Origin of the sequence: Xanthomonas sp. fls2-241-TYG-148, assembly GCF_030208815.1 — a bacterium.
In the GTDB taxonomy this organism is placed as follows: domain Bacteria; phylum Pseudomonadota; class Gammaproteobacteria; order Xanthomonadales; family Xanthomonadaceae; genus Xanthomonas; species Xanthomonas campestris.
The window spans coordinates 92600-113619 of sequence record NZ_JARVTE010000012.1 but is presented as its reverse complement, the minus strand read 5'-3'; the positions used below and the strand labels follow the sequence as shown (position 1 = coordinate 113619).

Sequence of the window (21020 nt, the reverse complement as noted above, 5' to 3'; positions counted from 1 at the left end):
GCTGCGCAACACCGCACACGCAAGGCGGCTCCACGTAGGAGCGCGCTTGCGCACGATGGGGCATTGCCGATAACGCCCATCGCGCGCAAGCGCGCTCCTATGGCGAAGACATCTCAAGTGCCCTTCAACGCGATGGTTCAAGGTGAAACCGTCGCGTCTGTCGCGATCATCTAATCCTTTTGGGTTAGTCTTCGACGACTTTGCGCTTGAAGAGGGTGTGCGTTTCCGATGAACGAGTACCGCAGCAGTCTTGTCTTCGCTACCCCCGACGTTCCCTTGCGCGACGATGTCCGTCGGCTCGGTGCCCTGGTCGGTGACCTGCTCGCCGAGCAGGTGTCTGCGGACTTCCTTGAAGAAATCGAACGCATCCGCACCACCGCGATCGCACGCCGCGAAAGCGACACGCCGCCCGCCGGCTTGCTGTCGCTGCTGGAAGGCCGCGAACCGCGCGCCGCCGAGGCGTTGGTGCGTGCCTTCAGTACCTATTTCCAGGTGGTCAACATCGCCGAGCGCGTGCACCGCATCCGGCGCCGGCGCGACTACCAGCGCAGCGGTACCGACACCCCGCAGCCGGAAGGCCTGCACGATGCGCTGCGCCGGCTCAAGGCGCAGGGCGTGACGTTGGACGAGTTGAGCGAATGGCTGCCGCGCATCGACGTGGAGCCGGTGTTCACCGCGCATCCCACCGAGGCGGTGCGCCGCGCCTTGCTCGAAAAAGAACAGCTGATGGTCGCCAGCCTGGTCGACAACCTGGATGGCATGCGCACGCCCAATGAGCGCGCCACCGATGCAGCGCGGTTCCGCATGGCGTTGACCGCGTCCTGGCAGACCGCCGATTCCTCGCCGGTGCGCCCCACCGTGGAAGACGAGCGCGAGCACGTGGGCTTCTACCTCACCCAGGTGCTCTACCGCGTCATCCCGGTGATGTACGAAACCCTGGAACACGCCATCGAAGAAACCTACGGCAGCACGCCGGCGTTGCCGCGCCTGCTGCGCTTCGGCACCTGGGTCGGTGGTGACATGGACGGCAATCCCAACGTGGATGCGCACACCATTGCCGGCACCCTGGACGCGCAACGGCGCGCGGTGCTGGACCGTTATCTCAACGAGTTGTGGCAGCTGGCGAGCCTGCTCAGCCAATCCACCACGCTGGTGGCGGTGAGCCCGGCATTGAGCGCGCAGCTGGAGCGCTACCAGGCGCTGCTGCCCGACGCCGCCGCACGCTCGCGGCCGCGCCACGGCGACATGCCGTACCGCCTGCTCAACGACCTGATGCGCGCGCGCCTGCAGGCCACCCTGGACGATGCCGACGGCGCCTACGCCGCGCCTGCCGAACTGGAACACGACCTGCAACTGATCCTGGACAGCCTGGAGGCCAACAAGGGCTTGCACGCGGGCTGGTTCGCAGTGCGCCGCCTGCTGTGGCGCGTGCGCAGCTTCGGTTTCCATCTGGCGCGGCTGGATGTGCGCCAGGAATCCAGCGTGCATGCGCGCGCGGTGGCCGATGCATTGGGGCAAGCCGATTGGGACAGCCAAGACGCCACCCACCGTGCCGGTCTGCTCGGCCCATATGCCTCGGGCGAGCAGGCGTTGCCGCAGGTGGACGACGAAGGCAACGCGCGGCTGGATGCGGTGTTCGCCGCGCTCGCCGATGCACGCACGCGGCATGGTGCCGATGCGCTGGGCAGCTACATCATTTCGATGGCGCACAACCGCGCAGACGTGCTCACCGTGCTCGCGCTGGCGCGGCGTGGTGGCCTGGTCGATGACGCCGGCGCGGTGCCGCTGGACATCGTGCCGCTGTTCGAAACCGTGGACGATCTGCGCGGCGGCACCGGCACCGTGCAGGACCTGCTGGCCGACCCGGTGTATCGCCAGCACCTGCGCGCGCGCGGCGACACCCAGATGGTGATGCTGGGGTATTCGGACAGTGGCAAGGACGGCGGCATTGCGGCCTCGCGCTGGGGCCTGCAACGCGCCCAGGTGGAGCTGCTGGAGGCCGCCGCCGAACTCGGCGTGCGCCTGACCTTCTTCCACGGCCGCGGTGGTTCGATCGTGCGGGGCGGTGGTAAGACCACCCGCGCGCTGGATGCAGCGCCGCGCGGCAGCGTGGATGGACGCCTGCGCGTGACCGAGCAGGGCGAGGTGATCCATCGCAAGTACGGCATCCGCGCGCTGGCGTTACGCTCGCTGGAGCAGATGACCGGCGCGGTGCTGTTGTCCAGCCTGCGCCCGCGCGCGCAGGAGCCGCGCGAAGACGCCTGGCGGCCAGTGATGGATCTGGTGGCCGAGCGCAGCACGGTGGCGTATCGCGGTTTTGTCGGCGCGCCGGATTTCATGCAGTACTTTCGCCTGGCCACGCCGATCGATGTGATCGAACGCATGACGCTCGGCTCGCGCCCCTCGCGCCGGCTGGGCCAGGACGCGGCGTTGTCGAACCTGCGCGCAATTCCCTGGGTGTTTGCCTGGAGCCAGGCGCGTGCAGTGATCCCCGGATGGTACGGCGTGGGCAGTGGCCTGCAGGCCGCGGTGGAGGCCGGGCACGAAGACAGCCTGCGCGAGATGGCGCAGGACTGGCCGTTCTTCCGCACCTTCCTGGACGACATCGCCATGGTGTTGTCCAAGGGCGATCTCAATATCGCCGAGCTGTTCTCGCGCCTGGCCGGCCCGCTGCATGCGCGTTTCTTCCCGCGCATTCGCGACGAACTCGCGCTGACCAAGCACTGGGTCAAGACCTTGCTCGGGCAGCGCTCGTTGCTGCAGCACGACCCGCGCCTGGCGTTGTCGATCCGGTTGCGCAACCCGTATATCGACCCGATCAGCGTGTTGCAGGTGGATCTGCTGCAGCGCTGGCGTGCCACCGATGGCGAAGACGAAGAACTGCTGCGTGCGCTGGTGGCATGCGTCAACGGGGTGGCGCAGGGCGTGCAGAACACCGGCTGATCCAACCGTTGGTCGGAGAGTGCGCGCATTCGGCAAGCGGGCTCTGGCATAACCGGACAAATCTGTCCGATAATGCCGGCATGATAGCTCCCCGCCCCGATGCCGCGCTTCGCCGCCGGCAGATTCTCGACGCCGCCGACGAAGTCTTCAGCGAACACGGCGTCAATGCCCCGCTGGAACTGGTGGTGGAACGTGCCGGCCTTGGCCGCGCCACGCTGTACCGCAATTTCCCCGACCGCCTGGCCCTGATGACCGCGCTGATGGAGCGCGGCCTGGATGGACTGGAGCGGCTGGCGGCCGATCTGGGCGATCGCCCGGATGGTCTGGCCGTGCTGCTGCACGATGTGGCAGAACACATCGCCCAGTCCGCACCGATGGTGGATTTCTGGCGTTCGATCGAGCGCGCGCATCCGTCGGTGAAAGCGGTCGACCAGCGCGTGGTCGGCATTTTTCTGCCGTTCGTGCAGCGCGCCAAGCAGGCCGGCCTGTGCCGCGCGGATCTGGATGAAGAGCAGTTGGTCCTGGTGATGGACATGCTGGGCAGTTGCCTGCGCGGCAGCGACGAGGCCGAGCGCAAGCGGCTGGCACACCGCTCCGCCGATCTGCTGATGCACGCGCTGGGCATGCCGGTGCCGGTGGGCGGCACGCAATGACACCGGCCACGCGTGCGCGCATCGGCCGCTGGGCATTGCGGCTTGCGGTGGTGGTGGCCGCCACCTGGGGCGGGCTGGCGATCTATTTCGCGCTCAGCGGCAATGGCGTGGTGCGCGCCGGGTGGGTGGCCTCGTGGTGCGCGATGGCGCTCGCTGCGCTGTGGGGCCTGCGGCGCCGGCGCGAGAACTGGGCGCTGGTGGGGATCTTCGCCGCCGCCTTCGTGGCGCTGGGCACGGCTTGGTGGCTGATGCAGCCCAGCCAGGACCGCGACTGGGCCGACGATGTCGCCCAGCGTCTGCGCCCGGAAGTGCACGGCAACCTGGTCACGCTGCACAACGTGCGCAACTTCGACTGGCATAGCGAAACCGAGTATCAGCCGCGCTGGGAAACGCGTCAGTACGATCTGGATCACCTGGTCAGCGCGGATCTGGCGCTGTCGTACTGGATGGGCCCGGCGATTGCGCACACGCTGGTATCGTTCGGTTTCGACGATGGCTCGCACGTGGTGTTCTCGCTGGAGATCCGCAAGGAACGCGGCGAATCGTTCTCCGCGCTGGGTGGCTTCTTTCGCAGCTTCGAAGAGACCCTGGTGGCCGCCGACGAGCGCGACATCCTGCGCGTGCGCACCAACGTGCGTGGCGAGGACATGTACCTGTATCGCCTGAACATTCCCAAGGCCGGCCTGCGCCGCATGTTCATGGGCTATGTGGGGCTGGCCAACGACTTGAACCGTGCGCCGGCGTTCTACAACACACTCACCAGCAACTGCACCACCATTGTGTTTGCGCTGGTGCGCCAGCTGCGGCCGACGTTGCCGCTGGATCATCGCCTGCTGTTGTCCGGCTATGCGGACGAATACGCCTTCGACCATCACGGGCTGATGCCGGGCTATGACTTCGCCACGCTGAAGCAACGTGGGCATTTCACTGCGCGTGCGCACGCCGCAGACCGCGCCGAAGATTTCTCCGTGCGCATCCGTGCAGGCATGCCGCAGGCACCGGCATCGGCATCTGTAGCGAGCGCACACCGATGAGCCGCAGCACCTGGGCGCGGCGCGCCGTGGCAGGCGTGGCCGTGCTGGCCTGTGTGTGGCTCAGCGGCTGCGCCATGGTCACGGTGAAGGCGCGCAGCAGCGGCGATTACATCGCCCAGACCCGCGGCGACATCCTCAGTGCCGGCACGCTCAGTCAGGCCGGCAGCGAGACGCTGCAGGTGGCCGGGCTGGATCCCAAGACCTGCCGCAAGACGCCACTGCCCTGCATCGAACAGCTGCGCACGGTGGCCGGCATCGGCGATGAGCGGCGGCTGGCGACCCAGGCCGAGCTGTGGACCACGCAGGCCATCGCGTTGAGCGGGCGCACCCCCGCACAGATGAGCGACGCGGCACTGGAAGCATGGCTGGAAGCGGCGCGGCATGCCTACGCGTATCTGTTCTTCACCACGCGCGCGCCCAGCGAGCGGGCCTTCGAAAACCGCCAGACCCAGGTGCGCGATTACTACAACTATGCCGTACAGCAGGTGGTCGAACGCCTGTTCGTGCGCGCCCAGCAGGCCGGCGCCAGCGCACCTGCAGCCACCACGGTGGGGCGTTGGCGCGTGGATGTGGACCTGGCCGCCTACCGGTTGCCCGGCGATGGCAATACGCCGCGTGCGTTGTTCGCGGCATCGTCGCTGCGCTTCGGCGGGCTGCGTAGCACCTATCGCCGCGACGGCTTCGGTGCAGATCTGGTGGCCGAGGTAGACCCGGCGGTGGTCGGCGACCCGGCCGGCCTGGCCGTGCAGCAGGCGCTGCCCACGCCAAAAGACCCGCAGCGGCCGTTGCCCACCTTCAGCGAGATGCCGTATGCACCGGCCACGGTCCTGCTGCGTTTTGCAGGCGACACGCTGGATGCGGTGCTGCAGACCGACAGCGCCACGGTCGCGCCCTATGACCCGTATCGCCAGACCGCAGTGATGCTGCATGGCCAGCGCGTGCCATTGGCGGCCAACTTCACTGCCGCGTACGGCCTGTGGCTTGCGAAGTCGGGCTTTGCCGCGCAGTCGCTGCGCTCGATGCTGGGCCGTGCGCGCGGCATCGATCGCCCGCATCTGTATCTGATGCAGCCCTACGACCCGAACCGGCGCGTGCTGCTGATGCTGCACGGCCTGGCCAGCAGCCCGGAGGCCTGGGTCAATGTCGCCAATGAAGTGATGGGCGATGAAACACTGCGGCAGCACTATCAGATCTGGCAGGTGTATTACCCCACCAACGCGCCGCTGGCGGTCAACCGCGCCGAGATCCAGGAACTGGTGCAACGCAGCCTGCGGCATTTCGACCCGCAGGGCGATGCGCCGGCCTCGCACGACATGGTGTTGATCGGCCACAGCATGGGCGGGGTGATCGGCCGCTTGCTGGTGTCTTCGTCCGGCGAGCAGATCTGGAACAGCCTGCTGGCCGACTACCGGCTGGAAGGCGAGCGCGGTGCGCGGATCCGGCAGAAGCTGTCGCCGCTGCTGCATTTTTCGCCGATGCCGCAGATCGGCCGCGCGATCTTCATCGCCGCCCCGCACCGCGGCACGCCGTTGGCCGAAGGCGGGTTGGGGCGCTTCGTCGGCCGCCTGGTGCGCCTGCCGATCGCCTTGCTGGATCGGTTCGGCGATGTGCTGCAGGACCTGGCCAACAGCGAGCGCGATGCACCGGGCGAGCCGCAACGCAAGCGGCGCCTGTTGCCGCCGACCAGCATCGACAACCTGCGCGATACCGACCCGTTCGTGCGCGCGGCCGCGGATCTGCCGATCGCGCCCTCGGTGCGCTACCACACCGTTATCGGCCGTGAAAAACCGCAGGTGCCGTTGGCCATGTCCGACGACGGTCTGGTGCCGTATCGCAGCGCCCATCTGGACGGTGCCACCTCCGAACTGGTGGTGACGTCCTGGCATAGCGTGCAGGAAACGCCGCAGGCGATCCTGGAGATCCGCCGCATCCTGCACGCAGAGTTGCAGGGTGCGGCATCGTCGCCGGCGCCGGCTGCCGTGCAATCCGCGACGGATCCGCCGACCGATGCTTCGGCCCAATCGGCTACCGACGCACCGACTGATCTGGCCACGCACTGACGGTCTGTCACGGCTGGGCAGTGCCTGGCCGGTCGTTGAGTGATGGTGTGCTGCAACAGGTCGTACAGCGGCGGTGCACCAGCAACGCAGGCTTCGGTGCATGCCTGCAGGGCCGCAGGCCCGGCTTAGCGCATTGTTTACCGCACCCGTGCTATCAGGCGGTTCCTCGAACAAGGAAGGTGCGATGCGCAAGACGTTGTCGGCAGTGCTGTGGGTGCCCATGTTGCTGCTGGGCTGCAGCCGCGGGGAGGGGCTGCAGGATCAGGCAGCTGCCGTTCCGGAATCGGCACCAACGGCGCAGCGAGCGTCTGGGTCCGCGCCAGCTCCGGCAGCTGAGCCAGCCAGCAGCCCGGCGGTTCCCGAGTTCCCGGCCATTCCGCAGATCGTGGTGCCCGACATCGCCGGCGTGACCCCGGCGCAGCGCGCATTGGAAGCGTCGCTGCAGGACATCCTCGACCCGATCGACGGCGTGCGCGTAGCGCCGGCGCGCTGTGACACCGGCGGAACGCTGATCAACGATGCCGGCATCACCAGCGTGGATGCCGACGGCAATCTGCTGCGCAACAGTGCGGCTGGCCTGTTCGCGCTCAAGGCCGACGGCAGTGGCACCGCCAACGTCGACGGCAGCCTGGTCCAGGTCAACGCCGATGGCAGCGGCACCATCAACAGCGCCGATGACGGCCAGAGCGAAGGCGCATTGATCCAGGTCGAAGCGTCGGGCGCGGGCACCTACAACGGCCCGGCCGGGCTGATCAGCCTGGACGGCAAGGGCGCCGGCACCTGGAACGGCAAGCACGGCCCGGTGGACAACCACGGCGACGGCAGCGGCACCTGGAACGGGCCGCGTGGCCTGGTGACCATCAACGCCGACGGTTCGGGTCTGTGGAACGGTCCCGATGGCCTGGTGCAAAACCATGGCGATGGCACCGGCACGGTGGGCACGCCGCCACGGCAGGTGCGGATGCCGCCGCTGCCCAAGGTGCCGCCTGCGGGCCGGTTTCCGCTGCTGCAGAAGTTCGCGCCGCCCGGCGCGCCATGCGGGTATGTGATCACCTTGAGCGACCGCATCCTCTTCGACTTCGACAAGGCAGACATCCGCCCGGACGCGGCGCGCGTGCTGGACACGCTGGCGGCTGCGCTCGGCAAGGTCAGCGTCGCGCAAATGGAAGTCCGCGGGCATACCGATGCCAAGGGCGGCGATGACTACAACCAGGTGCTGTCCGAGCGCCGCGCCAACGCGGTGCTCGCCGCGTTGCGCACGCGCGGCACCGCGCAGTCTGCCAGCGCCAAGGGCTATGGCGAGTCGCAGCCGGTGGCGCCCAATACCGTTAAAGGGCAGGACAATCCGGGCGGGCGCCAGCTCAATCGGCGCGTGGAGCTGTTCCTGCGCACTTAGCGCAGCGATCAAAACGACTGCGCAGCGCCAGGCGGGCGCGGCCGATGCTCGGAATCCTCAGGTACTGGCGGACACTCCGGTCCCTCCGCGCCGTCCGCGACCACCTGACGACTGCTCGCTACGTTTTGGTAGCCACGCTTAGTGGACTACGCCACGCATCGCTTGCGTGCGTGGCAGCGGTGGGCACGTTTTGCGTGACTCGGCTTCGATGCATGTCTGGTGGCATCACTGCGTGCGGTCACAGCGGATTGCAGGTTCCCTCAAGGCTGACTTGCATCAGACCGTCTGAGATGCGGAAGCGCATACATGCGCTGTCATGGGAATTCACGACTGATCCTGCAGGCACTGCCGGCGTCGCGCATGCTCGCGGTGATGCTCTTCTGTCTTGCAAACAGCAAACAGCAAACAGCAAACAGCAAACAGCACGCGGCGGCGGTGCATCAGCGCATCCACTACGCAATGCAGCTGCGAATCACGTCGCTGCACCGAATTCCTCAAATAGAGACCTGGTATTCATCAAGATTCATGCACGCAACCGGCGATTCGATCTTTCTCATTGCAGCAGCGATGCGAGCGTGACCGCTTGCGCACTTCAACGGCGCACGCCACCTGCCGCGCCCTCGACTATGCGTAATTCTGCATTCCCCGCGCGTGTTTGCACCGCATCGCGCACGCGTCACCGCACTGAAATATGCCCCGACCACCATGCGCCGCGCCTGCTTGCAGGTGATGCGCCGAGGAGCCGGCCGCGTCGAATGCCCCCACTTCTCGGTGGTCGTCATGTAGAGGCATGGCGGGCCGCTGCACCTTTGGATCTTTCATGATGCGTCGTTGTGTGTTGTTGCGTCCCTCGCGCCTGTCGCAGGCGCTGTGCCTCTCGTTGTGCATCGTGGGTGGCCATGCCGCCGCGCAGGACACCCAGGCCAACGCGCCCGCGCAGGGCCAGATGGCCACCTTGGACAAGGTCACCGTGGCGGCCACGCGTTACAACGCGACCGACATGCAAATGGCCGCCACCAACACCGTCAATGTGCTCTCGGCCGACGACCTCAAGACCACCGCCGTGCACAACGTGGCCGAAGCGCTGGGGCTGATGCCTGGCGTCAATGTCATCAACACCGGGCAGTCGTATTTCGGCGGCATCGACGGTGCTGCGCGTGGCGAGGGTATGTTCTCCTCGGTACGCGGCCTCAATGCCGAATACAACGTCAACCTGATCAACGGCGTCAACGTCGCGCAAGGCATGCCGTACAGCCGCGGCGTGCAACTGAGCCTGCTGCCACCCTCCGGCTTGCAGACCATCGTGTTGAACAAGACCTCCACCGCCGACATGGATGGCGATGCGATTGGCGGCACCATCGATTACCGCACCCCCAGCGCGTTCGATTCGCCAGACCGCCAGGGCGGCAGCATCACCCTGAGCGGGCGCATGGAAAGCCGCGCGCGTGATTACGGCGATTCCGGGCTGGGCAGTGGTGCCGCCGGCGACTGGCATGCGCGCTTCGGTGCCGATGGTCAGTTCGGTGTGGCCGTCAGTGCGTACTACGACGAGCGCCATTTCGTGAACAGCGAAGTGGCCGGCGCCTCTGCCGCGCGCAGCGATGGCTCATGGGAATTTGCCCGCACCGATGCCAGTGGCGCGCTGGCGGCAGGCACCGATCCGCAGGACGCGTTGCAGAGCACCGGCGTGAACATCGGTTATTCGCAAGGCGATACCCGCCGTTACGGCGGCAACGCCGCGTTCGACTGGCGTGTGGACCCCAGTCTGCATCTGTACGCCCGCATGACCTACGCGTTTGCCAAGACCGAACAGAACACCGGCTACACGCAATTTGTGCCGGCCAATGTCAGCTATACGCAGATCGGTACCAGCGGCATCTACCAGCCGCAGATCAATCGCGTGGCCGTGCGCTATTGGTACGAAACCAACCCGGAAGAAGCAGACCTGGCCACCATCCAGTTCGGTGCCGAGAAACAGCTGGGGCACTGGACGTTCGCACCGAATGTGTTTTACGGCACCGGCAATAACGATCGCCCGGACCATGTGGAAATCTCCGCGCGCAACGATCAATACAGCTCCACCAACTTTGCCTACGGTGCCAACCGCTTCATCAGCTACGACGGCGACGGCTTCCCGATTCCATTGCTGACGCCGGCGATGCAGGCGCAGGCCTCGGATGTCGGCAGCTTGTTTGCACGGCGGACGGGGCAGATTTCCAAGCAATACAGCGGCCAGGACAAGGGCGGCGGCAAGCTCGATGTGAGCTACGACTTCGACGACGGCGTGCTGAGCCGGATTGCATTCGGCGTGAAGTATGTGGACAGCTCGCGCAGCTTCACCGACCGTGATTGGACCAACGCCAAGTACACCGATGGCACCTTGCTGCGCGACACCGGCCTGGTGGCGCAGCGCTACGACGCCGTGTACCCGGGCCAGTACGCGCTGCCCACGCTGCGGCTGAGCAACGATGCCCTCAATGCCTTGATCGCGCGCACGCTCACGCCGGAGAGTTTCGACAGCTGCGGGCGGCTGGCGGTCAACAATCTCAACTGCAACACCATGCGCGCCACCGAAGCGGTGAGCGCGGCCTATGTGATGGCCACGCTGCGCACCGGTAACTGGGAAATCCTCCCCGGCCTGCGTTTTGAGCACACCAGCATCGACAACACCTTCTGGGCGCAGCCAGCCGCTGTGGGCGGCGTGGAGCAGGTGGGCGCCTTCGCCAACAACCAGACCCGCTACAACGTGGTGTTGCCCAGCGTGTTCGTGAATTACCGCCCCGACGGCGATGGCGCGGTCTATCGCGGCTCGGTGTGGACCAGCTACACGCGCCCGGCATTCGTGCAACTCGGCGGCGGCCGCTCCACCGATATTTCTGCCGATGGCCAGACCACCATCACCGAAGGCAACCCGGATCTGAAGCCGATCAAGTCGCTCAACGTGGATCTGTCCGGCGAGTGGCAGAACGATGCGGGCGGCCACGCCATGCTGGCCGGCTACTACAAGCGCCTCACCGACTACATCTACGAGAGCGGTTCGGATGCCGCCAACGCTGGCGAGAGTGGAACCGCCAGCACGCGCTTCGTGCGCCCGCAAAACGGTGGCGACGGCCGCGTGCTCGGCATGGAAGCGGCGGTGCGGCAAACCTTCCAGGGCCTGCCGGCACCGTTGGACGGCTTCGGCATCGGCGCCAACGTGACGCGCCAGACCACGCGCGTGGATCTGGGCGAGGAAGGCTTCGCGCACGAACGCATCCAGAACGCGCCGGACCTGCTCGCCAACGCCGAGGTGTTCTACGAAAAAGGCCCGTGGTCGGTGAATCTGAGTTACCACTATTCCGGCGAATACGTGTCGGTCTACGACTACCTCAACCAGGGCGCGCGTTGGGACAACCTGTGGATCAAGCCGATCACCCGCGTGGACCTGCACGTGGGCTACGCGCCCACCGACCATCTGCGCGTGGATCTCTCGGTGGCCAACCTCACCAAGCAGCACAGCTACTGGGCGCACGTGGGCCACGACAACACGGCCATCTCGGACATCGTCGATTCCGGCATGACCAGCCTGGTGACGGCCAAGTATGTGTTCTGATCCCGCTGCAGTGGTGGTTGCAGAATTGAAGTCACTGCGGACGTTCGCGCGCAGGCCAGCGCGGCTGCGGGCCACTACAGCTCCTCTGCGCCGGCAAACGCTCGGCGTGCTGCTGGTGGCCGCGCTGTCGCTGGGCTGTACACCACGGCCGACCCCGGCGGCGTCAGCTGCCAGCGCGACCTTGGAACGGGTGGTGGTGGTGTTCCGGCACGGCGTGCGTGCGCCGCTGCAAGGCGAAGCGGTCGCGGCGCATTACGCCGACGCACCCTGGCCGCAATGGTCCACGCCAGCGAGCCTGGTCACCCCGCATGGCCGCAAGGCGGTGCAGCTGAGTGGCGAGTATCTGCGGCAGTGGTTGGTGCAACAGGCGCTGCTGCCCCGCAATGGCTGCCCGACGCCAGGCAGCCTGACGGTCTGGGCCAATACCGACCAACGCACCATCGACAGCGGCGCGTTGCTGGCCGACGCCCTTGCGCCTGGCTGCAACGTGCAGGCAGGGCATCGCGCGGTCGGGAGTAACGATCCGTTGTTCCGGCCGATCGAAGCCGGTGCCGTGCCTTTCGATGCGAACGCGGCGGTTGCAGCGATCCAGCGTGAAACCGGCGGCCCGGCCGCCTTGCTGCAGGGGCATGCCGCGGAATTGCAGGCCTTGCAGCAGATCCTGGGCTGCACCAAAACACCTTGTGACTTTGCGCGCATGCCGTCCACCCTGAAGCCTTCGGCGGACGGCCGCGGCTTGGCGCTGGGCGGGCCGATCGACCTGACCTCCGGCACCGGTGAAGTACTGCTGCTGCAATACGCCGAAGGCATGCCGCTGTCGCAGGTCGGCTGGGGGCGCGCCACACCCGAGCGCCTGGCGCAGGTGTCGCGCCTGCACGCGCTGCTGTTCGACATCTATGCGCGGCCGCATTACATGGCCTCGCGCTCGGGTGCGCCGCTGGCGCGCGAGGTGCTGCAGCGCTTCGGCGACGCGCAGGCGCCAAAGGTGTCTGTCTTCGTCGGCAGCGACACGCATATCGCGGCGTTGAGCAGTCTGCTGGGCGTGCACTTCCATCTACCCGGTTATGGCGCAGACGATCCACCGCCCGGTGGCGCGTTGGTGCTGGGTTTGTGGCGCACGCCCGACGGCCATCGCAGCGTGCGCGCGCAGTACCTGGCGCAATCGCTGGACCAATTGCGCACATTGGCATCGCTGGATCTGGACCACCCACCGTTGCAGCAGACGTTGGCGTTAGGCGTTTGCGCTGGTGAGCAGCGGATGGCGTGCCCGTTGCTGGCGTTTACGCAGGCGCTGGAGCGGCGACTGCAGCCCTCGCCGTGAGGTGATGGAGTTGCGTCGGCGGCTTGGTCGCATTCGTGGGGCGATGCTGCGTGGCCGGCATGTTGCAAACGGATGATGCACGCGGTTTTTACCCTCGACTGCTAACGAGAGCTACTGGTGCGCACATGCGTGTTGGCTTTATGCCTCTTGCGAGATATAGGCCGCGTAGGTGCCTGCACCGACTAACAATGGGCATGCCCAGCCCGTTACACGCGCAGCGTCTTTGATGACGGATGCGCGTGCGCAATCCCCGTAGCTCCCGTGCGCGATGTTGGTCGATACGCGCGGCGCCGCATCCGGGAGCGGGACACGCCGTGAATCCGTCCATGGAGGCTCGGTAGCGGCATCCATGCCGCTACACGGTCCCGCTCCCGGATGCGACGCCGCGCTGCCAAGCCGTGCCATGGCTGATCGCACCGCGAACATCTCTTTGATCAAGCGCGACGTGTCCGAATTTCGCTGTTTATCAGGGCGGCATCGATGCGAATTTTTTGCCGGCGAAGGTCGCGCTCCAAACATCGCTACGCCGATACGGAACAGATCGGTCTGCGCCAACAGGCTGGCCGCCATCAGCGCGACATGTGTGGCCGGTGACGCCGCTACGTTGGCGATCGCCTGGAAACCCGGCAACGCCGTTCCTTCCGCCATCGACCACAACCGGCGGTGCTTGTGCGCGTGCCGGCGCGGGGCCCTATGCGGCATGGATGCCGCGTGGAAGCGTACATGGGCTTACTTGCGGCGTGTCCCATGCCGACATGCGTGCAGGCGCGCTCGCTATCCGAAGCCGTCGCACATCACTGCCAGGCGTCGCGCGTAAGACTGTGCGGTGTACGGAACTGCACCCGAAGACGGGACACGCCGCGCCTGCATCGCCACAAGCTCGCCAACGACGTCCATGCCGCCAAAACGCAAATGGGCCGCATCAGCGGCCCATTTGCATTACCAAGCACGCTCCCGTGGGAGCCGCTGGCTTACTTCAGCTTTGCAGCAGCGCGCAGGGCCTCTGCACGGTCGGTCTTTTCCCACGAGAACGACGTTGCGCTGTGCTGCGCGCCGGTGCCGTCGGTGTAGGTGAAGTCCTTCGGCTTGCGGCCGAAGTGACCGTAGGAGGCGGTCTGCTGGTACATCGGGTGAATCAGGTCGAGCATCTGGATGATGCCGAACGGACGCAGGTCGAAGTGCTTGCGGATCAACTTCTCGATCAGCTCGTCGGCGATCTTGCCGGTACCGAAGGTGGTGACCGAAATCGAGGTGGGCTCGGCCACGCCGATGGCGTAGGAAACCTGCACTTCGCAACGGTCGGCCAGGCCGGCCGCCACGACGTTCTTGGCCACATAGCGCGCCGCATAGGCTGCCGAACGGTCGACCTTGGACGGATCCTTGCCCGAGAACGCGCCGCCGCCATGACGGGCCCAGCCGCCGTAGGTGTCCACGATGATCTTGCGACCGGTCAGGCCGCAATCGCCCACCGGGCCGCCGATCACGAACTTGCCGGTCGGGTTGATGTGGAACTTGGTGCCCTTGTGCAGCCACTTGGCCGGCAGCACCGGCTTGAGGATTTCCTCGCGCACCGCTTCGATCAGGTCCTTCTGCTTGACGCCCGGGTCGTGCTGGGTCGACAGCACCACCGCATCGATCGCGGTGGCAACGCCGTCTTCATAGCGCAGGGTGACCTGCGACTTGGCATCCGGACGCAGCCAGGACAGCGCGGAGTTCTTCTTCTTGCGGATCTTGGCCTGCTGCTCGACCAGGCGGTGCGACAGGTGGATCGCCGCCGGCATGTAGCTGTCGGTCTCGTTGGTGGCATAGCCGAACATCAGGCCCTGGTCGCCGGCACCCTGCTGTTCGGGGTTCTTGCGGTCCACGCCCTGGTTGATGTCCGGGGACTGCTTGCCGATCAGGTTCAGCACACCGCAGGTCTCGCCGTCGAAGCCGACGTCGGAGCTGTTGTAGCCGATATCCAGGATCACCTTGCGGGTCAGCGCTTCCAGGTCGATCCAGGCACTGGTGGTCACTTCGCCGGCAACGATCGCCACACCGGTCTTGACCATCGTCTCGCACGCCACGCGGGCACGCTTGTCCTGGGCCAGGATGGCATCCAGCACTGCGTCGGAGATCTGGTCGGCGATCTTGTCCGGATGGCCTTCGGAGACCGATTCGGAGGTGAACAGGTAGCTGGACATCAGGCTTATATCCCTTAATTCGGATGAAAAGATGGGTGCGGATGATACACGCCCACGGTGACCGTTGCATTGTGCGCCTGAACGGGCATCGGTGGGGTTAAGCCACGTCGATCGGCCGCAGCGGCCAGGGCGAGGGTAGGTGATTTGCACCTGCATGCGGGGCCGGTGTCAGACATCCCCGCGTCGGGCTTCGGCAGCACCGCGCAAGCAGGTTCGGCCTGCTAGCATCCGGCGATGGATTCCTTGACACAGATCGTACTCGGCGGCGCGATTGCCGCCGCCATCGCGCCGGCCGGTCAGCGTCGCGCGGCCTTGCTGGCCGGCGCGGCGTTGGGCACCTTGCCCGACCTCGACTCACTGGCGCTGCTGCCGCTCACCGACGACCCGGTGACCCTGATGACCGTGCACCGCAGTGTCAGCCATTCGCTGTTCGTGCTGCCGCTGGTGGGCTGGCTGATCTGGTGGCTGTTTCGGCGCTATGGCGACGGCCGCGTGGCCGGTGCGCCCAAGCGTTGGTTCTGGGCGATCCAGCTGGCCTTGATCACCCATCCGCTACTGGATGCCTTCACCGTCTACGGCACCCAGCTGTGGTGGCCGCTACACCCGCATCCGGCCATGTGGTCGAGTGTGTTCATCATCGACCCGGCCTACACGCTGTGGCTGCTGCTGGCCTGCGCGGTGGCCTGGTTTGCGCGCGCACGGCCGCTGGCTCAGCGTGCGTTGGTTGCCGGGCTGGTGCTGAGCTCGGCCTACCTGGGCTGGTCGCTGCTGGCCAAGCAGCTGGTCGACCAGGAGGCCGACCGCGCGCTCGCTGCGCTGGGGCTGGGCGATGCGCCGCGCTTCTCGGTGCCGATGCCGCTCAACACGCTGCTGTGGCGCGTGGTGGCGATGACCCCGAATGGCTACGTGATTGGCGAGCGTTCGCTGGTGGCCGATAGCGGCCCGATGCAGTTCCGCGGCTTTTCCAGCAATACCCAGGCGCTGGGCGAGGTGGCCGCGTTTGACTCGGTGCGCCGGCTCACCTGGTTCAATCGCGGTTTCATGCGCGCACGGCTGGTCGACGACGACCTGATGCTCAGCGACCTGCGCATGGGCCTGGAGCCGGACTACAACTTCAACTTCGTGGTCGCCCATCGCGATGATGGGCAATGGAAGCCGATCATGCCGCGCCAGGTCCAGGCGGCGTACCGTGCGCCGGTGGCGCGCGACCAGATCGGCGCGGTGCTGGCACAGATGTGGCACCGCATCTGGCACGCGCCAACCGGCAAGGCGCTGACCGGCGATCTGGACGACAGCGCTGCGCCGGCCTCGGCCAAGGTGCAATAACACCGGTCTCGTAGCGGGTTTCATGCGGCTGCGCGGCGCATGGGCGATGTGCCACGCATGCCGATGCGATCAGGTGTGGCTGCATCTGCGGAAAGGTGACGTGCGCTGCGCGCAGTCTTGGCGCGGCGACCGCAAACACGGTGAACTGGCTCAGGCAGCGGCGTGCAGCGGCGGCGGCACGCCGGCAATCAAGGCGTCGAAGTAATCGCGGGTCAGTGCGAGCTGCGCCTCGGGTGTTTCGGCCCGATTGACCACCGCGCGGAAGTCCGCACTCTGCGGATGATCCTTCGCATACCACCCCAGATGCTTGCGCGCGATGCGCACGCCCTGCGGCTGCCCGTAGAAGGCGTGCAGCGCTTGCAGATGCCCGAGCAAGGTGTCGCGCACGAAGGCCAGCGATGGCGGCGGCAGCAACGCGCCGGTCGCCAGGTAATGCGCTACCTCGCCAAAGATCCACGGCCGGCCCTGCGCAGCGCGGCCAATCATCACCGCGTCCACGCCGGTGTCGCGCAGCACCTGCGCGGCCTTCTGCGGCGAATCGATATCGCCGTTGGCGATCACCGGAATCTGCAGCGCGGCCTTGATCTGCGCGATGGTGGCGTACTCGGCCGTGCCGGTGTAATGCTGGTCGCGGGTGCGCCCATGCACGGCCAGCGCGGCGATGCCGCAATCCTGCGCGATGCGTGCGATGGTCGGGCCGTTGCGGTGGTCGCAGTCCCAGCCGGTACGGATCTTCAAGGTCACCGGCACATCCACCGCGCGCACCACCGCGCTCAGGATGCGCGCCACCAGGTCTTCATCGCGCATCAGCGCCGAGCCGGCCCAGGCATTGCAGACCTTTTTGGCCGGGCAGCCCATGTTGATGTCGATCAGCTGCGCGCCGTGGTCGACGTTGTAGCGCGCCGCTTCGGCCAGCTGCTGCGGTTCGGTACCGGCGATCTGCACGCTGATCGGATCCGGCTCGCCGGCATGGTCCATGCGATGCAACGATTTGCGCGTGCCCCAGAACCGCGGATCGGAGATGGTCATCTCCGACACCGCCAGGCCCGCACCCAGCCGCTTGCACAGCAAGCGGAACGGCTTGTCGGTGACGCCCGCCATGGGGGCGAGGATCACCTTGGGGGCGATGGTGTAGGGGCCGATCTGCATGCGGGCATTGTAGCTGGGGTGGGGAAGGGAGTCGGGAATGGGGATTGGGGAATCGTAAGAGCGGTGGCGGGCTTCGGCCTGAGCGATTGCTAGGAGTCGTTCGAGCGATGTCGGCGTGATTGGCAAAGTGCGACCTGTAAAGGACGACAGTGGCGGGAGTATTGGTTGGCCGTACCTCACTCCAACTGTGCTGTGGAGTTGACTGTCTTCCGTCGTACCCTCACCCCAACCCCCGCTTCGCGCCCCTGCCCGGGCTTGCGGCGCGGGCGCTCCAAGGCACACGCACCACTGGCGCGTAAGCAGCGCCTTGTCGCCCCGCGGGGAGAGGGGCTTCTCCATCCTTCTCCCTCGGGAGAAGGTGGCGCGTCAGCGCCGGATGAGGGTACGGGCGCCCGACGCTGCATCATGCCTCGCCTCCTTACCCGAGCGACTGTCCGAGGAAGAAGACCGAAGTTCCGCTGGGAGCGCGGTTCGCAGCATCCGTCGGCAGACAGGTCTCAACATGCCGTTCGCCAATCAAAACAGTCTCTAACATGCAGGCCAACGCCCTGAACGCAAAAGGCGACCGCATCGCTGCGGTCGCCTTCGTCGTCGCGTAAAGTGTGCGGCTCACACCGCCGGTTCGGGCACCATGCGCGGCATCGAGGTCGCCGCGCCTTCCACTTCGGTGGAGCGTGCGGCGTAGCGCGTGGCAAAGCGTACGTGGGTGATGAAGCTTGCATTGGGCGAGTGCGCCAGCGAAGCCACCAGCGCGCCGTTGAAGGCATCGCCCGCACCGGTGGTATCCACCGTCTGCGCGCTTTCCGCGCCCACGCGGTAATGCGCCTGGGTGTCGCCGCGCAGCTGTTCTTCGGCGTGCGAAATGAAGGCGCCCACCGCGCCCAGCGTCACCACCACGGTGCCGCCTGGCAGCAGCTTGCGGCACAGCGAATGCAGCGTATTGCCGTCCAGCGCCGCCACATCGTCGGCGTTGATGCGCTCGCCAACGTGGCGGCCGAGCAGCGCGGCAAACTCGGTCTCGTTCGGCGTCAGTACGTCGGAGAGCTTGAGCAGGCTGATCGAGGTCGGCGCGTTGGCCGGCGCGGCGTTGAGCACCGTGAGCACACCGCATTCGCGTGCCAGCGCCAGCGCCGATTCCACCGTTTCGGCCGGCGATTCCAGCTGCGCCAGTAACACGCGTGCCGAGGTCACCAGCGCGCGCTGGTTGTCGACAAACCCGGCGCTCAGCACCGAATTGGCGCCGGCACCGATCACGATGGTGTTGCGGCCATGCGCGTCGACATAGATGCCGCCGGTGCCGGTGGGCTCATTGCTGGGCTCGGCGATCAGCGCAAACCCGTCCTGCGCGGCCAGCGAACGCGCCAGTGCACCGCCGGCATCGTCGCCCAGCGCGCACAGGAAGTGCGTCTTGGCGCCGGCACGTGCGGCGGCAACCGCCTGGTTGAACCCCTTGCCGCCGGGACCGGTGCTGTAGCGACCGGCGATGGTGGCACCCGGCGCGGGCAGGGCATCACAGCGCCACACGTGATCGACATTGAAGGACCCGACAACGACGACCGAACTCATAAATACCTGCTTGCTTGAATGACTAAGATGACACGTGGCGTGCAGTGATTAGACCGGCACGCCGATGAACCGGCGCCGCCTCACCCGAAGTGCGACAGCACCCCGGCAATGGTAGCGGTCATGAACGTGGCGATCGAACCGCCGAGCACCGCGCGCAGGCCGAACTTGGCCAGATCGTGACGGCGTTCCGGTGCCAGGCCGCCGATCCCGCCGATCTGGATCGCGATCGAGCTGAAGTTGGCGAAGCCGCACAGCGCATAGGTGGCGATCAGCCGGCCTTCCTCGCTCAGACGCACGCCGGGCACCTGGCCCTTCACGATCTGCGACAGCTCGGTGTAGGCGACGAACTCATTGATCACCACCTTCTGCCCGATCAGCGAACCGACCGTTGTCGCGTCCGCCCACGGCGTGCCGATCACCCAGGCCACCGGTGCGAGCACGTAGCCGAAGATGGTCGACAGGTTGGTCGGGCGGCCCAGCGCGGCGGCCGCGCCGGTGATCTCGCCCAGCCAGGTCAGCGGTGCGTTGATCAGCGCGATCAGCGCAATGAAGGCCAGCAGCATCGCGCCGATGTTCAGCGCCAGGCGCAGGCCATCGCCGGCGCCGGCCGCGGCCGCGTCGATGACGTTGCTGGTGGTCTTCTCCACTTCCATCTTGACCGTGCCGCGGGTCAGCGGCGTGCCGGTTTCCGGCACCAGCAGCTTGGCCACCACCAGCGTTGCCGGCGCGGCCATGATGCTGGCGGCCAGCAGATGCTTGGCATAGAACGCCTGCTGCGCCGGGTCGCTGCCACCGAGCATGCCCACGTACGCGGCCAACACGCCGCCGGCGATGTGCGCCATGCCGCCGATCATCATGGTCAGCAGCTCGGACTGGGTCATCTTCGGGATATACGGGCGCACCGTCAGCGGCGCCTCGGTCTGGCCGATGAACACGCTGGCGCACACGCTGGTGGTTTCGGCGCCGGACACGCGCATCACCTTGGTGATCGCCCACGCCATCGCCCGCACGATCACCTGCATCACGCCCAGGTGGTAGAGCACGCCCATCAGCGCGGAGAAAAAGATGATGGTGGGCAATACCTGGAACGCAAAGATGAAGCCGTAGCTGTCGATGTTCATCAGGTTGCCGAAAATGAAGGTAGACCCCTCATTGACGAAGCTCAGCACCTTCACGAACCCCTTGCCCAGCGAGTCGAACACGTCGCGTCCGCCTGGCACCAGCAGCACCAGCGCAGCGAACGAGATCTGCAACAGCAGGCCGGTGGCGACCAGCTTCCAGTCGATCGCACGGCGGTTGGTCGAAAACAGCCAGGTAATGCCGATAAGCACCACCAGACCGAACAGGCCGAACCCGATCCTCCCCAAACCTTCGACCATTCCAATCCCCGGGCTGCTGACGGCAAAACGAGAAGCCTAGAGCAGGGGGTGTCGGTGGGCAAGGCGAGGGGTGTTCAGACGCCGCCGCCGGCCGCAGAGCGTGGCGCATCGGGCAGGGCGATCGCGCCCGGTGCCATGGTGCCGGCGGCCGTGCGCAAATCGGCCGGTACGCTGCGGGTGCTGGGGCGTGGCGTGAAGGGGGGAATGCGGCGCGCTGATGGCCTCCAGGAGCGCCGCGTATTCGAGTGAGCGGAGCATGTGCGCAATCAAGCGAAATGCCTTGAAGCGCCGAGGTGACGCCTGGAAGAAGTGGAGGTGGATGCCGGCAGCCGCGCATGCGTGCAACCCGGACCCACATCCGGGCGGCGTTCGCCTGCGGCCACCAGGCCGCGCGCACATTCCAGACAGCGCTGTCTCG

The 21020-nt window shown here is 66.6% G+C and carries 13 protein-coding genes and 1 other RNA gene; 10 read left to right on the top strand and 4 right to left on the bottom strand.

All coding sequences use genetic code 11. The features are described 5' to 3' along the window. Positions 1-228 precede the first annotated feature (228 nt). The 9 genes from ppc (at position 229) to QRM60_RS13215 (ending at position 12999) form a co-directional block, all read left to right on the top strand. Complete coding sequence (ppc, locus tag QRM60_RS13255; RefSeq protein WP_285446363.1) at positions 229-2943, top strand: phosphoenolpyruvate carboxylase; 2715 nt, start codon at positions 229-231, stop codon at positions 2941-2943. An 80-nt stretch (positions 2944-3023) separates the two neighbouring features. Continuing rightward, positions 3024-3596 carry a TetR/AcrR family transcriptional regulator gene (locus QRM60_RS13250; protein WP_228417730.1) on the top strand — a complete coding sequence of 191 codons (573 nt, stop codon included), beginning with the start codon at positions 3024-3026 and terminating at the stop codon, positions 3594-3596. Then, the gene (locus tag QRM60_RS13245; RefSeq protein ID WP_042596858.1) at positions 3593-4630 is read left to right on the top strand and encodes a DUF4105 domain-containing protein; all 1038 of its coding nucleotides are present in this window, start codon (positions 3593-3595) and stop codon (positions 4628-4630) included. Before QRM60_RS13250 ends, QRM60_RS13245 begins: the two co-directional genes overlap by 4 nt. Then, positions 4627-6690: an alpha/beta fold hydrolase gene (locus QRM60_RS13240; protein ID WP_285446362.1), complete on the top strand. Its 2064-nt coding sequence runs from the start codon at positions 4627-4629 to the stop codon at positions 6688-6690. The genes QRM60_RS13245 and QRM60_RS13240 overlap by 4 nt, the downstream gene beginning before the upstream one ends. A gap of 133 nt (positions 6691-6823) precedes the next feature. After that, a complete protein-coding gene (locus QRM60_RS13235) occupies positions 6824-8086 on the top strand; it encodes an OmpA family protein (RefSeq protein WP_285446361.1) in 1263 nt (420 codons plus the stop codon). 59 nt (positions 8087-8145) lie between these two features. Further along, a non-coding RNA gene (locus tag QRM60_RS13230) (sX9 sRNA) lies at positions 8146-8220 on the top strand. Between the two features lie 172 nt (positions 8221-8392). Beyond that, positions 8393-8665, top strand: a complete 273-nt coding sequence (locus QRM60_RS13225) for a hypothetical protein (protein WP_285446360.1) — start codon at positions 8393-8395, stop codon at positions 8663-8665. A gap of 241 nt (positions 8666-8906) precedes the next feature. Then, positions 8907-11678 (top strand): TonB-dependent receptor, encoded by a 2772-nt coding sequence (locus tag QRM60_RS13220; protein ID WP_285446359.1) that lies wholly within the window; start codon positions 8907-8909, stop codon positions 11676-11678. Then, positions 11668-12999, top strand: coding sequence for a histidine-type phosphatase (locus QRM60_RS13215; RefSeq protein ID WP_343237652.1), 1332 nt, complete (start codon positions 11668-11670; stop codon positions 12997-12999). Before QRM60_RS13220 ends, QRM60_RS13215 begins: the two co-directional genes overlap by 11 nt. Before the next feature lie 971 nt (positions 13000-13970). Here the strand turns inward: QRM60_RS13215 and metK are convergent. Beyond that, positions 13971-15182, bottom strand: coding sequence for a methionine adenosyltransferase (gene metK / locus QRM60_RS13210; RefSeq protein WP_011269998.1), 1212 nt, complete (start codon positions 15180-15182; stop codon positions 13971-13973). Between the two features lie 234 nt (positions 15183-15416). Between metK and QRM60_RS13205 the strand changes: the two genes are divergently transcribed. Then, a complete protein-coding gene (locus tag QRM60_RS13205; protein ID WP_115000351.1) occupies positions 15417-16508 on the top strand; it encodes a metal-dependent hydrolase in 1092 nt (363 codons plus the stop codon). A 150-nt stretch (positions 16509-16658) separates the two neighbouring features. Here QRM60_RS13205 and dusB read toward each other — a convergent pair whose 3' ends face one another. The 3 genes from dusB to QRM60_RS13190 form a co-directional block, all read right to left on the bottom strand. After that, on the bottom strand, positions 16659-17657 hold the full coding sequence (gene dusB, locus QRM60_RS13200; RefSeq protein ID WP_285446357.1) for a tRNA dihydrouridine synthase DusB: 999 nt from the start codon (positions 17655-17657) through the stop codon (positions 16659-16661). Positions 17658-18266: 609 nt separating this feature from the next. Then, the gene (locus tag QRM60_RS13195) at positions 18267-19223 is read right to left on the bottom strand and encodes a ribokinase (RefSeq protein ID WP_011036000.1); all 957 of its coding nucleotides are present in this window, start codon (positions 19221-19223) and stop codon (positions 18267-18269) included. Positions 19224-19303: 80 nt separating this feature from the next. Next, positions 19304-20602: a nucleoside transporter gene (locus tag QRM60_RS13190; RefSeq protein ID WP_011036001.1), complete on the bottom strand. Its 1299-nt coding sequence runs from the start codon at positions 20600-20602 to the stop codon at positions 19304-19306. Positions 20603-21020 lie beyond the last annotated feature (418 nt).

Excerpts from the sequence above, each read along its gene's own strand:
- QRM60_RS13220 (WP_285446359.1), top strand. The coding sequence starts at position 8,907 with ATGATGCGTCGTTGTGTGTTGTTGCGTCCCTCGCGCCTGTCGCAGGCG.
- QRM60_RS13225 (WP_285446360.1), top strand. The coding sequence starts at position 8,393 with ATGCGCTGTCATGGGAATTCACGACTGATCCTGCAGGCACTGCCGGCG.
- QRM60_RS13190 (WP_011036001.1), bottom strand. The coding sequence starts at position 20,602 with ATGGTCGAAGGTTTGGGGAGGATCGGGTTCGGCCTGTTCGGTCTGGTG.
- QRM60_RS13205 (WP_115000351.1), top strand. The coding sequence starts at position 15,417 with ATGGATTCCTTGACACAGATCGTACTCGGCGGCGCGATTGCCGCCGCC.
- metK (WP_011269998.1), bottom strand. The coding sequence starts at position 15,182 with ATGTCCAGCTACCTGTTCACCTCCGAATCGGTCTCCGAAGGCCATCCG.
- dusB (WP_285446357.1), bottom strand. The coding sequence starts at position 17,657 with ATGCAGATCGGCCCCTACACCATCGCCCCCAAGGTGATCCTCGCCCCC.
- QRM60_RS13195 (WP_011036000.1), bottom strand. The coding sequence starts at position 19,223 with ATGAGTTCGGTCGTCGTTGTCGGGTCCTTCAATGTCGATCACGTGTGG.
- QRM60_RS13250 (WP_228417730.1), top strand. The coding sequence starts at position 3,024 with ATGATAGCTCCCCGCCCCGATGCCGCGCTTCGCCGCCGGCAGATTCTC.
- QRM60_RS13240 (WP_285446362.1), top strand. The coding sequence starts at position 4,627 with ATGAGCCGCAGCACCTGGGCGCGGCGCGCCGTGGCAGGCGTGGCCGTG.
- ppc (WP_285446363.1), top strand. The coding sequence starts at position 229 with ATGAACGAGTACCGCAGCAGTCTTGTCTTCGCTACCCCCGACGTTCCC.
- QRM60_RS13215 (WP_343237652.1), top strand. The coding sequence starts at position 11,668 with ATGTGTTCTGATCCCGCTGCAGTGGTGGTTGCAGAATTGAAGTCACTG.
- QRM60_RS13245 (WP_042596858.1), top strand. The coding sequence starts at position 3,593 with ATGACACCGGCCACGCGTGCGCGCATCGGCCGCTGGGCATTGCGGCTT.